Origin of the sequence: Streptomyces barkulensis (genome assembly GCF_002843305.1) — a bacterium.
GTDB classification, from domain to species: domain Bacteria; phylum Actinomycetota; class Actinomycetes; order Streptomycetales; family Streptomycetaceae; genus Streptomyces; species Streptomyces barkulensis.
The window spans coordinates 14,931-27,694 of record NZ_PGSG01000036.1 but is presented as its reverse complement, the minus strand read 5'-3'; the positions used below and the strand labels follow the sequence as shown (position 1 = coordinate 27,694).

At 74.0% G+C, this 12,764-nt stretch carries 15 protein-coding genes; 5 read left to right on the top strand and 10 right to left on the bottom strand.

Annotated elements, in window-relative coordinates; translation table 11 throughout:
* Nucleotides 1-104: 104 nt before the first annotated feature.
* Together groL and groES are read right to left on the bottom strand one after the other, a co-directional pair.
* Complete coding sequence (groL, locus tag CUT83_RS08820; protein ID WP_101255307.1) at nt 105-1,724, bottom strand: chaperonin GroEL; 1,620 nt, start codon at nt 1,722-1,724, stop codon at nt 105-107.
* A gap of 106 nt (nt 1,725-1,830) precedes the next feature.
* Nucleotides 1,831-2,142, bottom strand: coding sequence for a co-chaperone GroES (groES, locus tag CUT83_RS08815; RefSeq protein ID WP_093660681.1), 312 nt, complete (start codon nt 2,140-2,142; stop codon nt 1,831-1,833).
* 283 nt (nt 2,143-2,425) lie between these two features.
* On the opposite strand from groES, the gene CUT83_RS08810 reads away from it, so the two are divergent.
* The 3 genes from CUT83_RS08810 to CUT83_RS08800 all read left to right on the top strand — a co-directional run bounded on the left by CUT83_RS08810 (nt 2,426) and on the right by CUT83_RS08800 (nt 5,001).
* Nucleotides 2,426-3,010 (top strand): Uma2 family endonuclease, encoded by a 585-nt coding sequence (locus CUT83_RS08810; protein WP_101255306.1) that lies wholly within the window; start codon nt 2,426-2,428, stop codon nt 3,008-3,010.
* A 28-nt stretch (nt 3,011-3,038) separates the two neighbouring features.
* Nucleotides 3,039-4,247 (top strand): class I SAM-dependent methyltransferase, encoded by a 1,209-nt coding sequence (locus tag CUT83_RS08805; RefSeq protein WP_165869641.1) that lies wholly within the window; start codon nt 3,039-3,041, stop codon nt 4,245-4,247.
* Nucleotides 4,248-4,371: 124 nt separating this feature from the next.
* Nucleotides 4,372-5,001, top strand: coding sequence for a Uma2 family endonuclease (locus CUT83_RS08800; protein WP_101255304.1), 630 nt, complete (start codon nt 4,372-4,374; stop codon nt 4,999-5,001).
* 14 nt (nt 5,002-5,015) lie between these two features.
* Here the strand turns inward: CUT83_RS08800 and CUT83_RS08795 are convergent, their stop codons facing one another.
* The 4 genes from CUT83_RS08795 to tsaB form a co-directional block, all read right to left on the bottom strand.
* Nucleotides 5,016-5,279, bottom strand: a complete 264-nt coding sequence (locus CUT83_RS08795; RefSeq protein WP_101255303.1) for a hypothetical protein — start codon at nt 5,277-5,279, stop codon at nt 5,016-5,018.
* A complete protein-coding gene (gene tsaD / locus CUT83_RS08790; protein ID WP_101255302.1) occupies nt 5,276-6,391 on the bottom strand; it encodes a tRNA (adenosine(37)-N6)-threonylcarbamoyltransferase complex transferase subunit TsaD in 1,116 nt (371 codons plus the stop codon). Before tsaD ends, CUT83_RS08795 begins: the two co-directional genes overlap by 4 nt.
* Nucleotides 6,384-6,971 (bottom strand): ribosomal protein S18-alanine N-acetyltransferase, encoded by a 588-nt coding sequence (gene rimI, locus CUT83_RS08785; RefSeq protein ID WP_101255321.1) that lies wholly within the window; start codon nt 6,969-6,971, stop codon nt 6,384-6,386. Before rimI ends, tsaD begins: the two co-directional genes overlap by 8 nt.
* Nucleotides 6,972-7,063: 92 nt before the next feature.
* Nucleotides 7,064-7,771, bottom strand: coding sequence for a tRNA (adenosine(37)-N6)-threonylcarbamoyltransferase complex dimerization subunit type 1 TsaB (tsaB, locus tag CUT83_RS08780; RefSeq protein WP_101255301.1), 708 nt, complete (start codon nt 7,769-7,771; stop codon nt 7,064-7,066).
* 168 nt (nt 7,772-7,939) lie between these two features.
* Here tsaB and CUT83_RS08775 point away from each other — a divergent pair, with 168 nt between their 5' ends.
* Together CUT83_RS08775 and CUT83_RS08770 are read left to right on the top strand one after the other, a co-directional pair.
* On the top strand, nt 7,940-8,548 hold the full coding sequence (locus CUT83_RS08775) for a hypothetical protein (RefSeq protein WP_101255300.1): 609 nt from the start codon (nt 7,940-7,942) through the stop codon (nt 8,546-8,548).
* A gap of 96 nt (nt 8,549-8,644) precedes the next feature.
* Complete coding sequence (locus tag CUT83_RS08770; protein ID WP_240958401.1) at nt 8,645-9,268, top strand: DUF6328 family protein; 624 nt, start codon at nt 8,645-8,647, stop codon at nt 9,266-9,268.
* Between the two features lie 48 nt (nt 9,269-9,316).
* Here the strand turns inward: CUT83_RS08770 and CUT83_RS08765 are convergent, their stop codons facing one another.
* The 4 genes from CUT83_RS08765 to alr all read right to left on the bottom strand — a co-directional run bounded on the left by CUT83_RS08765 (nt 9,317) and on the right by alr (nt 12,736).
* A complete protein-coding gene (locus CUT83_RS08765) occupies nt 9,317-9,559 on the bottom strand; it encodes a hypothetical protein (protein WP_101255299.1) in 243 nt (80 codons plus the stop codon).
* 163 nt (nt 9,560-9,722) lie between these two features.
* Entirely contained in the window at nt 9,723-10,238 is a 516-nt protein-coding gene (gene tsaE / locus CUT83_RS08760) for a tRNA (adenosine(37)-N6)-threonylcarbamoyltransferase complex ATPase subunit type 1 TsaE (protein WP_101255319.1), read from the bottom strand.
* 64 nt (nt 10,239-10,302) lie between these two features.
* Nucleotides 10,303-11,535, bottom strand: coding sequence for an alpha/beta fold hydrolase (locus tag CUT83_RS08755; protein ID WP_101255298.1), 1,233 nt, complete (start codon nt 11,533-11,535; stop codon nt 10,303-10,305).
* A gap of 7 nt (nt 11,536-11,542) precedes the next feature.
* Complete coding sequence (gene alr / locus CUT83_RS08750) at nt 11,543-12,736, bottom strand: alanine racemase (RefSeq protein ID WP_101255297.1); 1,194 nt, start codon at nt 12,734-12,736, stop codon at nt 11,543-11,545.
* Nucleotides 12,737-12,764 lie beyond the last annotated feature (28 nt).

Sequence of the window (12,764 nt, the reverse complement as noted above, 5' to 3'; positions counted from 1 at the left end):
ACCCCGTCCCGCGACACGACGCGACACGGCACGGCGAGGCCCGGCCCCCTGCGTCAGGGGACCGGGCCTCGCCGCAGCGGCGGACGTACCGCGGGAGCCGTGCCTCAGTGGGCGTGGCCGTGACCGGCGGCCTCCGGCTCCTCCTCGGCCGGCTTCTCGACGACCAGGGTCTCGGTCGTCAGCAGCAGCGACGCGATGGAGGCGGCGTTCTCCAGGGCGGAGCGGGTGACCTTGACCGGGTCGATCACGCCGGCCTTGACCAGGTCGACGTACTCGCCGGTCGCGGCGTTGAAGCCGTGGCCCTTCTCCAGCTCGGCGACCTTGGAGGTGATGACGTAGCCCTCCAGGCCGGCGTTCTCGGCGATCCAGCGCATCGGCTCGACCAGGGCCCGGCGGACGACCGCGACACCGGTGGCCTCGTCGCCGTCCTTGCCCAGGCTGTCGCCCAGCACCTTGGAGGCGTGGACCAGCGCGGAGCCGCCACCGGAGACGATGCCCTCCTCGACCGCGGCGCGGGTCGCGGAGATGGCGTCCTCCAGACGGTGCTTCTTCTCCTTGAGCTCGACCTCGGTGGCCGCACCCACACGGATCACGCACACGCCGCCGGCCAGCTTCGCGAGACGCTCCTGGAGCTTCTCGCGGTCCCAGTCGGAGTCGGTGGTCTCGATCTCGGCCTTGATCTGGGCGACGCGGCCCTGCACGTCCTCGGCCTTGCCGCCGCCGTCGACGATGGTGGTGTCGTCCTTGGTGACGGTCACGCGGCGGGCGGTGCCCAGCACGTCCAGACCGGCCTGGTCGAGCTTGAGGCCGACCTCCTCGGCGATGACGGTGGCGCCGGTCAGCGTCGCCATGTCGCCGAGCATCGCCTTGCGGCGGTCGCCGAAGCCCGGGGCCTTGACGGCCACCGCGTTGAAGGTGCCGCGGATCTTGTTGACCACCAGGGTGGACAGGGCCTCGCCCTCGACGTCCTCGGCGATGATCAGCAGCGGCTTGGAGCTGTTGGTCTGGATGATCTTCTCCAGCAGGGGCAGCAGATCCTGGATGGAGGAGATCTTGCCCTGGTGGATCAGGATGTAGGGGTCGTCGAGGACGGCCTCCATGCGCTCCTGGTCGGTGACCATGTAGGGCGACAGGTAACCCTTGTCGAAGGCCATGCCCTCGGTGAAGTCCAGCTCCAGACCGAAGGTGTTGGACTCCTCGACGGTGATGACGCCGTCCTTGCCGACCTTGTCCATCGCCTCGGCGATCAGCTCGCCGACCTGCTTGTCCTGGGCGGACAGCGCGGCCACGGCGGCGATGTCGGACTTGGAGTCGATCGGGCGGGCGGTGGCGTGCAGGTCGTCGGAGACGGCCTTGACCGCGGCGTCGATGCCCTTCTTCAGGGCGGCCGGGGAGGCTCCGGCGGCGACGTTGCGCAGGCCCTCGCGGACCAGCGCCTGGGCCAGCACGGTGGCGGTGGTGGTGCCGTCACCCGCGATGTCGTTGGTCTTGGTCGCCACCTCCTTCACGAGCTGGGCGCCCAGGTTCTCGTACGGGTCCTCGACCTCGACCTCGCGGGCGATGGTGACACCGTCGTTGGTGATGGTCGGGGCGCCGAACTTCTTGTCGATGACGACGTTGCGGCCCTTGGGGCCGATCGTCACCTTCACGGTGTCGGCGAGCTTGTTGACGCCGCGCTCGAGGGCGCGACGGGCGTCCTCGTCGAACTTCAGGATCTTCGCCATGGTTGCTTGGGTCCTCTCGGAGTCCTCGTCAAAGGAACCGCGCCCCGGCCCCGGACGTCTCGGACGCGGGTACCAGGGCGCGGATCACAGGCAGTCTTCGCGGTGCTTACTTCTCGATGATCGCGAGAACGTCGCGCGCCGAGAGGACGAGGTACTCCTCGTTGTTGTACTTCACCTCGGTGCCGCCGTACTTGCTGTACAGCACGATGTCGCCGACCTTGACGTCGAGCGGCAGGCGGTTGCCGTCCTCGAAGCGGCCCGGACCGACGGCGAGGACGGTGCCCTCCTGGGGCTTCTCCTTCGCGGTGTCCGGGATGACCAGGCCGGAAGCCGTGGTCTGCTCGGCGTCGAGCGGCTGGACCACGATGCGGTCCTCGAGCGGCTTGATGGCAACCTTGGAGCTGGTGGCGGTCGTCACGATCCGACCTCCCCCTTCGGAGATCTCGGCGGGGTTTGGATGTCTGGGGTGGCGACCTGGTAGATCCGTCGTCGCGGGTGCCGGATCTGCCCGTCGCTTGAGTTGGCACTCTCCATGGGGGAGTGCCAATGCTGAGACTATGACGGCGTTAGCACTCAGTCAACCGGAGTGCCAACGCACGGCGCGTTGCGCGCCGGTGCGCCGGTATGTTGGCGGCCTAGTCCGGGGCTGCGCCCGGACCCCACCACCCCTTTGAGGGCCGCATCCCCGAGGACAGCCCGCCATGGACGAAGCACCACTGCCCCGGTGGTTCCACCCCGGCCCGCCGGGCGGATGGACGGCCGACGACCTGGACCGCCTTCCCGCCTGCGCTCCCACCCATGTCGAGCTGATCGACGGCGCGCTCGTGGTGCCACCGCCGCAGACGTGCTTCCACAGCCGGGTGACACGGCGGCTGGCGAACGCGGTCGAGGACTGGGCACCTCCACCGCTGTGGGTGTCGACGCGGATGTCGGTCCGGCTGGGCGAGCGCCAGCGCCCCGAGCCGGACATCCTGGTGGTGGACGCCCCGCCCCGCGCGGAAGGCACCTGCCACCTCCCCGGGGATGGGGATGTCGTGCTCGTCGTGGAGATCGTCTCGGACGAGTCGGTGGTGCGGGACCGGGAGAGCAAGCCGCTGAAGTACGCCGGGGCGGGCATCCGGCACTTCTGGCGGGTGGAGGAGGAGAACGGCGATCCGGTCGTGCACGTCTATGAACTGGATGACACCACCGGCGCGTACGTGGCCACCGGTATTCACCGCGACAAGCTCGTCGTCCCCGTGCCCTTCCCCATGGAGATCGACCTCACCACGCTGTTCACCCGCTGAGGGCGGCCGCCGCTGCGATGATGGGCCGGTGCACGCGCCGACCGACGACGATCTCAGCGACCCCGTCTCCGTCTTCCACCGCCTGCTGACCGACGAGGGGCAGGCCCTGCTGGCGAAGCTGCGGTCCTACGACCCCGGGCGGGAGCTGGCCGTCGCCACCCGGCTGCGCCGCGACCACCCGGCCGAACTGGTCTCGGCGGCCATCGCCCAGGCCCGGCTGCGGCAGCGGGCGGCGGCGAAGTTCGGGGCCGATGACGCGGCGCGGATGTACTTCACCCCCGACGGCGTGGAGCAGGCCACCCGCGCGAGCGTGGCCGCGTACCGCGCCGGCCGCTTCGCCGCCCTGGGGGTGCGGTCCCTGGCCGACCTGTGCTGCGGCAACGGCGGCGACGCCGTCGCGCTGGCCCGCGCCGGGATCGAGGTCCTGGCCGTCGACCGCTCCCCGCTGGCCTGCGCCGTCGCCCGCGCCAACGCCGGGGCGCTGGGCCTGTCCGACCTGATCGAGGTGCGCTGCGCGGACGTGACGGAGGTGGACACGGCCGGCTTCGACGCCGTCTTCGCCGACCCGGCCCGCCGCGGCGGACGCGGCCGGATCTTCGACCCCGAGGCGTACTCGCCGCCGCTGTCCTGGGCGGTGGAGGCCGCCCGGCGCGCCCCGCTCGCCGCGCTGAAGGTGGCCCCCGGCATCCCGCACGAGGCGGTGCCGGACGGCGCGGCGGCGGAGTGGATCTCCGACGGCGGAGACGTGAAGGAGGCCGTGCTGTGGTTCGGCGCCGCCTCGCGCGAGGCGCCCCGGATACGCGCCACCCTGCTGCCCGGCCCCCGGACCCTGGACTCCGCCGGCCTGCCGGATCCCCCCTCCGGCCCCGTCGGCCGCTATCTGTACGAGCCGGACGGCGCGGTGATCCGCGCACACCTGGTCGCGGAGGTGGCCGAACTGGTCGGCGGACGCCTGATCGACCCGACGATCGCCTACGTCACCTCCGGCGAGCACCGCCCGACGCCGTACGCGACCGCGTACGAGATCACCGACACCCTCCTCTTCAACGTCAAGCGGCTCAAGGCGCTGCTGCGCGAGCGCGGTGTCGGGACGCTGACGGTCAAGAAGCGCGGCTCGGCGGTCGAACCGGAGGAACTGCGCCGGAAGGTGAAGCCGTCCGGCCCGCACTCGGCCACCGTCTTCCTCACCCGCGTCGCGGGCGCCCCGACGATGCTCCTGGGCCACCCGCTCCGCTGACGAGGACACCCGTACGGGTGATGGTCACGCGTTCCGGTCCGAGTGCCGCACGGGCTGCCGAACAACCGCTCGCGGGGCACCCGGTGCGGCGTAGCCTGACATCAGCGACACGGGGAGGACAGCCATGGCCGCCGATCCCATCACCGAGCCGATGAACGAGCCGATGAACGAGCCGCATGACCCCATCGATCTGTTGGCCGCGCTCGAAGGGGCATCCGATGTGCCGCTGCGGGCCGAGTACATCGAAGGAATCCCCGTCTTGACGCCACCGGCCGACCACAGGCACAACGCGGGTGCCTTCCGGATCGCCGTCCAGCTCTCCTCTGCTGGAGCGCACTTCGCGGGCATTGGCAACGGCTACTGCGCCGATACACGAGGTGGAGCCGTAAGAACCCTCGTGATCCCGGACTTCTATGTCATGCGCCGTGAACCCACCGAACTCGACGAGGCGTACCGCAGGGCGCACCGGGGCTGGTACTCCATCGAACTGCTCGCGCTGGCCGGGGAGATCACCTCCACCAACCACGAGACCGACACCGGACCGAAGTACCGCGGCCACGCCGCCGCCGGGGTGCCCGTCTACGTGCTCGTCCACCGGCAGGAGAAGAAGGCGTACGCCTTCTCCGACCCGGTGCGGGAGGAGGACCCGGCCAAAGCCCACTACGCGACACGGGTCGAGGTGGACCTCGGCCGCCCCCTCCCCCTGCCCGGCCCCTACCCGGCGCTGGACACGGCTCCGCTGCTGGAGGACTGAGACCGCGCGACCGGTCACGGCACGTCGGCGTCCGCGCTCTCGAAGCGCCAGCGGTGGACCGGGCGGTGGAGCAACTCCTGCGGTGGCGAGGGGAGTTCGGGGAGTTCGGCGTCGTAGGGCGCCTCCCACCAGGTGATGACCAGGACGCGGTCGGCCGGGGCGGTGAAGGTCTCGCGGCGCGGGGGCGCGGGGTCGAGCGCCTGGCCGCGGGCCCACTCCAGCAGCTCGGCGCCGCGGCCGTCCGCCGCGCGGGCCTCCCACATCAGGGCGACGGTCATGAGTAGAGGTTCTCCGCGCTCGTCTCGTGCACGTGGTCGTGGCTGTGGCCGTGCGCGTCGCTGTGCGAGGCGCCGGGGACGTGCGGTTCGGTGACCGGCAGGGAGGAGTCCGCCGACAGGTCCCAGTCGGAGGGGGCCCGGTCGCGGGCGACCATCTCGGCGCCCAGGGCCGCGACCATCGCGCCGTTGTCGGTGCACAGCTTCGGGCGCGGCACCCGCAGGGTGATCCCGGCCGCCTCGCAGCGCGCCTGGGCCATCGCGCGCAGCCGTGAGTTGGCCGCGACGCCGCCGCCGATCATCAGGTGCTCCACCCCCTCGTCCCGGCAGGCGCGCACCGCCTTGCGTGTCAGCACGTCGGTGACCGCCTCCTGGAAGGACGCGGCGACGTCGGCGACCGGCACCTCCTCGCCCGCGCTCCGCTTCGCCTCGATCCAGCGGGCGACGGCGGTCTTCAGGCCGGAGAAGGAGAAGTCGTAGGGAGCGTCGCGCGGGCCGGTCAGCCCGCGCGGGAAGGCGATGGCGTCCGGGTCGCCCTCGCGGGCGTAGCGGTCGATGACGGGTCCGCCGGGGAAGCCGAGGTTCAGCACCCGGGCCACCTTGTCGAACGCCTCGCCCGCCGCGTCGTCGATGGTGGCGCCCAGCGGGCGCACGTCGGAGGTGATGTCGGAGGACAGCAGCAGCGAGGAGTGGCCGCCGGACACCAGCAGCGCCATGGTCGGCTCGGGCAGCGCGCCGTGTTCGAGCTGGTCGACGCAGATGTGCGAGGCGAGGTGGTTGACGCCGTACAGCGGCTTGCCCAGCGCGTACGCGTACGCCTTGGCCGCCGAGACGCCCACCAGCAGCGCGCCGGCCAGACCGGGGCCGGCGGTGACGGCGATCCCGTCGAGGTCGCTCGCGGCGACGCCGGCGTCCTTCAGGGCGCGCTGGACGGTGGGGACCATCGCCTCCAGATGGGCGCGGCTGGCGACCTCGGGCACCACGCCGCCGTACCGGGCGTGCTCGTCCACGCTGGAGGCCACCGCGTCGGCGAGCAGCGTGTGCCCGCGCACGATGCCCACGCCGGTCTCGTCGCAGGAGGTCTCGATGCCGAGGACCAGGGGTTCGTCAGCCATGGGTGGTCGTTCCTTGGTGTTCCGTTGCGGGGTCGGGGGCCGGATCCGGTGCGGTGTCCGGTGCGGTGTCCGGTGCGGTGTCCGGTGCGGTGTCCGGTGCGGTGTCCGGTGCGGTGTCCGGTGCGGTGTCCGGTGCGGTGTCGGCCGGGCGGCGCATCACGAGGGCGTCCACGTTCCCGGGCTGGTAGTAGCCGCGCCGCAGGCCGACGACCTCGAAGCCGAAGCGCTCGTACAGGCGCCGGGCGCGGTCGTTGTCCACCCGGACCTCCAGCAGGACCTCGTGGCACTCGAAGTCGGTGGCGGCGGTGAGCAGCGCGGTGAGCAGCCGGGCGCCCAGTCCGGTGCCCCAGTGGTCGCGGGCGGCGGCGATGGTCTGGACGTCCCCGGTGCCGCCCGCGACGGCGAGCCCGCCGTAGCCGACGACGCGGCCCGCGCCGTCCTCGGCGACGAGGTAGCGGCGGGTGGCGTGCGGGCCGCGCGCGTGGGCGAGTTCGGACCAGAACAGGGCGGGCGACCAGGCGTCGTACGGGAACAGCTCCCGTTCCAGCTCCAGCACCGGTTCGATGTCCCACCAGCGCATCTCGCGCAGGGCGGGCTGTTCGGGGACCTGCCCGGGTGGCTGCTCGGCGGCCTGCCCGGCGGGCTGCCCGGGTGGCTGCTCGGCGGGGGCGGTCACCGGGGCGTGACCACCTTGTAGTTGGCGGGCACCCTTGCGTCCGGGCGCCGCAGGTACAGCGGCAGCGGCGGCAGGAAGCCCCCCGCCTCCCCGTCCGCTTCCCCTTCGGTCTCCCCACCGGAGCCGGCCGCGAGCCGCTCGGTGGCAAGCGCCGCCAGCGCGGCCGCCGAGACATGCTCGGGCAGGTCCTCGCGTACGCCGGTGAAGGTGTCCGCGTACAGCCGTGCCCCCATGCCCACCGCGGGAACGCCGGCAACCAGTTCGGCGATGTCGGCCGGGCGGTCCACGGCCGGGTCCCCGAGACGGGTGCGGGCGTCGGCGTAGCGCGCCCAGTACACCTCCTTGCGGCGGGCGTCGGTGGCGACGACGAAGGGGCCCTCCAGTCCGGCCTCCCCGGCGGCGTGGGCGATGCCGTCCAGCGTGCACAGGCCGTGGACGGGGATGCCGCGGGCGGCTCCGATGGTCGTCGCCGTCATCAGTCCGACCCGCAGGCCGGTGTACGGGCCGGGGCCGACGCCGACGACGATGCCGGTCACGTCGCCGAGCGCGGCGCCGGCCTCGGCCAGGACGCGGTCGACGGCGGGGAGCAGCAGTTCGCCGTGGCGGCGGGCGTCCACCTCGTCGGCGGCTGCGAGGGTCCTCGTCCCGTCGTGCAGGGCGACGGTGACGGCGGGGGTTGCGGTATCCAGAGCGAGCAGGAGCACGCTCTCAGCCTACGGCGCGCAGCGGACCGCCGGTGCCCGCCCGCAGCACGGCGACCGCTACCGACTGCTACCGTCGGACTTACGATCACACCGGTCTTCCGGGGCTCCGACGGGGTTCCGGGTACGTACCGGCGGGGGAAGCGGCGAGTACCGGAGGCGGGCGAGACGGTGGCACGGAACAGCGCGGGTACGTTCGTGGCCGGGCTGACCGCGGCGGCGCTGGCCGTCGTCGGCTTCCTGGCCTACCAGGCGTCCGCCGCGCAGGACCGGCACGGCCCCGCCGGCGAACGCGGGGCCGCCGCCTCGGCCTCCCCTTCTCCCTCCTCCGACGCCGCGCGGAAGGATGCCCGGGCCCGCGAGGACCGCGAGAAGTCCGGGGAACGCGAGGAGGCCGCACTGCCGGCCGACTCCGGCACCGGCGAGCGCGTCGTGTACTCCCTGCGCGGCGACCGGGTCTGGCTGGTGGGCGCGAACGAGCAGGTCACCCGGACCTACCGCGTCGTCCCCGGTGCGGTGGACCCGCTGCCGGGCGAGTACACCGTGAGCGAGAGCGGCCGTACCGAGCGCGTCACCGGGTCCGACGGAGTGCCCGTCGCCCATGTGGTGCTGTTCACGCAGGTGGAGGGGGTCGTGGTGGGCTTCAGCGCCGCCGTGGACGGCTCCCTGCCCGAGGGGCGGCCGAAGGAGGGCACGGGCGGCATCCGCTCCAGGACCGCGGACGGCGAGGCGATGTGGCGGTTCGCCACGGCGGGCACGAAGGTCGTCGTCGTCCCCTGAGCCGCTGAGCCGCGAGCCTCGCCGGCCTGTGTTTGCTCTCCCCCTGTTCGAACAAACGGTGGACAGGCAGGCAAGCGGCTGGAAGTGGGGCGGAACATGGCTCTCGGGACGGACAGGACGCCCGGTGGGGGCGGGAGCGGGCAGCGGCCCGCGGACGCCGGGGACACCGGCGACCGGACGGTGCGGGCCGCCCGGCGGGCCGACGAGTCGGCCCGGGCGGCGCGGGAGGAGCGCCGGGAGAGCGAGAAGGAGCGGGCCGACCGGCGGTGGACGGAACTGCTCCAGGAGGTCAGGGTCGCCCAGATGGGCATCCAGATCCTGCTCGGCTTCCTGCTGAGCGTCGCCTTCACCGAGCGGTTCACCGACCTGGGGCCCGTGGACCGCAACATCTACGTCGTCACCGTCGTCCTCGGCTCGGCCGCGACCGGCACGCTGATCGCCCCGGTGGCCCTGCACCGCTTCGTCACCGGCCACCGGATGAAGCCGCAGACGGTGGAGTGGGCCGCCCGCCTGACCATCACCGGGCTGGTCCTGCTGCTGTGCACGGTCACCTGCGCACTGCTGCTGATCCTGCGTGTGGTGCTGGACAACGGCATGGCCTGGTGGATCGTCGGCGCGCTGTTCATGTGGTTCGTGGGCGCCTGGTTCCTGCTGCCGGCCTGGGCGCGCCGCGTCGGGCCGGGGCGGAAAGAGCGGGAAGGGCAGGAGCAGCGCTCCTGACGCCTCCCGCTCCGTACGGGCCCTCAGGCCGCCTCGGCCCGGGGGCCCTCAGGCCGCCTCAGCCCGGGGGCCCTCGTCGTCCGGACGCTCTCCGGGAGCGGTACGGCGCTCGGGGGCCGGCGGTGTGGAGACCGCGTCGGCCGCGGCGCACGAGGCCAGCAGGTCGCGCATCGGCACCGCCGCGGCGCCCGGCAGGCGCCCGGACGCACCGGCGGACGTGTTCCGCGCGGTCGTGTCCTGCGCGGTCGTGTCCTGCGCGGGCGTGTCGGGCTCTCGCCTCTCTGCCTCCATGGGTCCTCCCGTGGCTCATGGGGCGGGAGTGGTAAGGCGTACCTAACCACCCTTCCGGCCTCCATGTGAACACGCCGGAGGCACCGTGCGCAACATCTTGCCGACACGGTGTCGGAACCCGGTCCCGGCGCGGTACGGGGCGCGGTACGTGCGGGCTGCGGCCCTACGCGCCCTGCTCCGGCTCCGCGAGGACGGACAGGTCCTGGTCCGACCAGCGCCCGCCGACGCCGGTCACCGTCACCGTCCGCACGTCCTCCCCGGAACCGTCCTCCCCGGAGCCGTCCTCCACGCCGTTCCCGGAGCCGCCGGCCGGCTCCGCCCCCACGGACCGCTCGATGACCACGTGCAGCCGGTCCTCCGACAGTTCCTCGACCTTCCCCTCGCCCCACTCCACGACCACCACCGACTCCGGCAGCGAGACGTCGAGGTCCAGATCCTCCATCTCCTCCAGGCCGCCGCCGAGCCGGTAGGCGTCCACGTGCACCAGCGCGGGCCCGCCGCCGAGCGGGGGGTGGACCCGGGCGATGACGAAGGTGGGCGAGGTGACCGCGCCGCGCACGTCCAGCCCCTCGCCCAGTCCGCGGGTGAGGGTGGTCTTGCCCGCGCCCAGCTCGCCGGTGAGCAGGACGAGATCGCCGGGCCGCAGCAGCCGGGCCAGCCGCCGGCCCAGCTCCCGCATCCGGTCGGGGGTCGCGACGCGGATCCCCACGGTCCGTTCGAAACCCTGGGGGCCCTGGGGCCCGTCAGGACCCGGGGGGCTCTGCCGGGGGTTCTGCCGGGGGTTCTGCCGGGGGTTCCGCCGGCTCTCCGGAACGGCCCCGGGGGCGGTCCCCGCGGCCCGGTGGTGCGGTGTGTCCATGGGTGTGGATGGTACGCGTCAGCAGCTCGGCCAGGCGGTCGCCGACCGCCTCGGGGTGCTCCAGCATCACCAGGTGTCCCGCGCCCTCCACGACCACCAGCTCCGCGTGCGGCAGCGCCCCGGCCATCGCCTCGCTGTGCTCGCGCGGGGTGAGCAGATCGCGGTCGCCGGTGAGGATCAGCGCGGGCCGCCCCTCGCCGAAGGCTGCCAGCGCGGCGGTCTTGTCGTGCTCGGCGAAGGCGGGGTAGAAGTCGGCGACCACGTCGACCGGCACCGACTCGATCAGCCGCTCCGCGAAGCGCGCCACCCCCGGGTCCACGTCGCGGCTGCCGAACGAGTACCGCTTGACCAGCCCGGTGAAGAGGTCGGCGGTCGCCCGCCGGCCGCGTTCCACCAGGTCGGCCCGTGCGGCCAGCGTCCTGAGCACCCCGGGCGCCATCCGCCGCAGCGCCCGGGCCCCGGCGGCGGGCAGCCCGAAGGTCACCTCCGTGAGGTTGCCCGCCGAGGTGCCCAGCAGGGCCACCGCGGCGACGCGCTCGGCGACGTACCCGGGGTGGTGGTGGGCGAGGGCCATCACCGTCATCCCGCCCATCGAGTGGCCGACGAGGACGACCGGACCGGTGGGGACGGCCGCGTCGAGCACCGCCTTCAGATCGCGTCCGAGCCGGTCGATGGTGACCGTCTCGCCGGCCCGCCCGCGCCCGGAGCGGCCGTGGCCGCGCTGGTCCCAGTAGACGGCGCGCAGGGCGGGGGTGGCCGGCGCGGTGGGCGTGACGCCGCGCAGGGCGGCGCGCTGGAAGTGCCAGACGTCCTGGGCCAGGCAGTAGCCGTGGCTGAAGACGACCGTGGGCGCTCCCTCGGGTATCGCGCCCTCCGGTTCGTCGGTCTCGTAGTACAGCTCGGTGCCGTCGTCGGCCACGGCCCGGCCCGGGGTGCCGCGCAGCGAGCCGTACGGGCCGGCCGCGTCCAGGGCCAGGCGCGCCCGGTGGCGCACCGCCCGGTGCACGGTCAGCCGCTCGACGGCCACTCCCGCCGCCACGCCGGCCGCGGCCAGTCCCAGCACCGCGCCGGCCACCCCCGCGCGGCGCGCCCACCCCCTGCCGCCTGCGTCCCTCATGCCCGCGTCACGCCTCCGCGTTGAGATGGACGCGCGGCACCCGGGCGCCGATCCGGGTGACGATCTCGTACCCGATGGTGCCCACCGCGCGCGCCCAGTCCTCGGCCGTCGGCTCACCCGCGTCGCCCGGCCCGAACAGGACGGCCTCGTCGCCCTCCGCGGCCGCGTCGCCGCCCAGGTCCACCACGAACTGGTCCATGGCCACCCGTCCGGCGACCGTCCGCCACTTGCCCGCCACCAGCACCGGCCCGCTCCCCGAGGCGTGCCGGGGGATGCCGTCGGCGTAGCCGGCCGGGACCAGGGCCAGGGTCGTCTCGCCGGGGGTGGTGTAGTGGTGGCCGTAGCTCACCCCGTGCCCGGCGGGCACCCGCTTGACCAGGGCGAGCCGGGCGCGCAGGGTCATCACCGGCCGCAGCCCGAAGTCCGCCGGCACGCCGACCTCGGGCGAGGGCGCGAGGCCGTAGACCGACACCCCGGTGCGCACCAGGTCGAAGTGCGCCTCGGGGAGCGTGAGGGTGGCGGGCGAGTTGGCGATGTGCCGCACCTCCGGGTCGAGCCCGGCGCGGGACGCCGCGGCCAGTGCCTCACGGAAGACGGCGAGCTGGGCGGCGATGGAGGGGTGGCCGGGCTCGTCGGCGCAGGCGAAGTGCGACCACACCCCGGCGACCTTCACCGTGCCCTCGGCCTCGGCGGCACGGGCGGCGGCGGTCAGCGCCTCCCAGCCGGCGGGCTGGCAGCCGTTGCGGCCCAGCCCGGTGTCGATCTTCAGGTGGACGCGGGCGGTACGGCCGCAGGCGCGGGCGGCGGCCGTGACCTCCCGCAGCGCCCACGGGTCGCTCGCCGACACGTCGACGTCCGCCTCGATCGCCTCCCGCCAGGGACCGCCGGGCGTCCACAGCCAGCACAGCAGCCGGCCCCGGTCCCCGGCGGCGCGCAGCGCCAGCGCCTCCTCGGGGGTGGCCGTGCCCAGCCAGGCCGCACCCGCCTGCCGCGCGGCGCGGGCGCAGGGGACCATGCCGTGGCCGTACGCGTCGGCCTTGACCACGGCCATCAGCCCGGCCCCGGTCCCGGCCGCGCGCTCGCGCAGGGCGCGCACGTTGGCGCGCAGCGCGGCCAGGTCGATCTCGGCGCGGACCCGGTGCGCGTCCGGGCGGGGCCGCGCTGCCGCGCCGGTGGCGAGGGGCTCACTTACGACGTCCATCGCCCACCAGTGTCTCAGGTCCGCCTCC

Excerpts from the sequence above, each read along its gene's own strand:
- CUT83_RS08765 (WP_101255299.1), bottom strand. The coding sequence starts at position 9,559 with ATGGAGGCAGAGAGGCGAGAGCCCGACACGCCCGCGCAGGACACGACC.
- CUT83_RS08810 (WP_101255306.1), top strand. The coding sequence starts at position 2,426 with ATGGACGAAGCACCACTGCCCCGGTGGTTCCACCCCGGCCCGCCGGGC.
- CUT83_RS08800 (WP_101255304.1), top strand. The coding sequence starts at position 4,372 with ATGGCCGCCGATCCCATCACCGAGCCGATGAACGAGCCGATGAACGAG.
- groL (WP_101255307.1), bottom strand. The coding sequence starts at position 1,724 with ATGGCGAAGATCCTGAAGTTCGACGAGGACGCCCGTCGCGCCCTCGAG.
- rimI (WP_101255321.1), bottom strand. The coding sequence starts at position 6,971 with ATGCGCTGGTGGGACATCGAACCGGTGCTGGAGCTGGAACGGGAGCTG.
- tsaE (WP_101255319.1), bottom strand. The coding sequence starts at position 10,238 with ATGCGGGAGCTGGGCCGGCGGCTGGCCCGGCTGCTGCGGCCCGGCGAT.
- tsaD (WP_101255302.1), bottom strand. The coding sequence starts at position 6,391 with ATGGCTGACGAACCCCTGGTCCTCGGCATCGAGACCTCCTGCGACGAG.
- CUT83_RS08755 (WP_101255298.1), bottom strand. The coding sequence starts at position 11,535 with ATGAGGGACGCAGGCGGCAGGGGGTGGGCGCGCCGCGCGGGGGTGGCC.
- CUT83_RS08770 (WP_240958401.1), top strand. The coding sequence starts at position 8,645 with ATGGCTCTCGGGACGGACAGGACGCCCGGTGGGGGCGGGAGCGGGCAG.
- alr (WP_101255297.1), bottom strand. The coding sequence starts at position 12,736 with ATGGACGTCGTAAGTGAGCCCCTCGCCACCGGCGCGGCAGCGCGGCCC.
- CUT83_RS08795 (WP_101255303.1), bottom strand. The coding sequence starts at position 5,279 with ATGACCGTCGCCCTGATGTGGGAGGCCCGCGCGGCGGACGGCCGCGGC.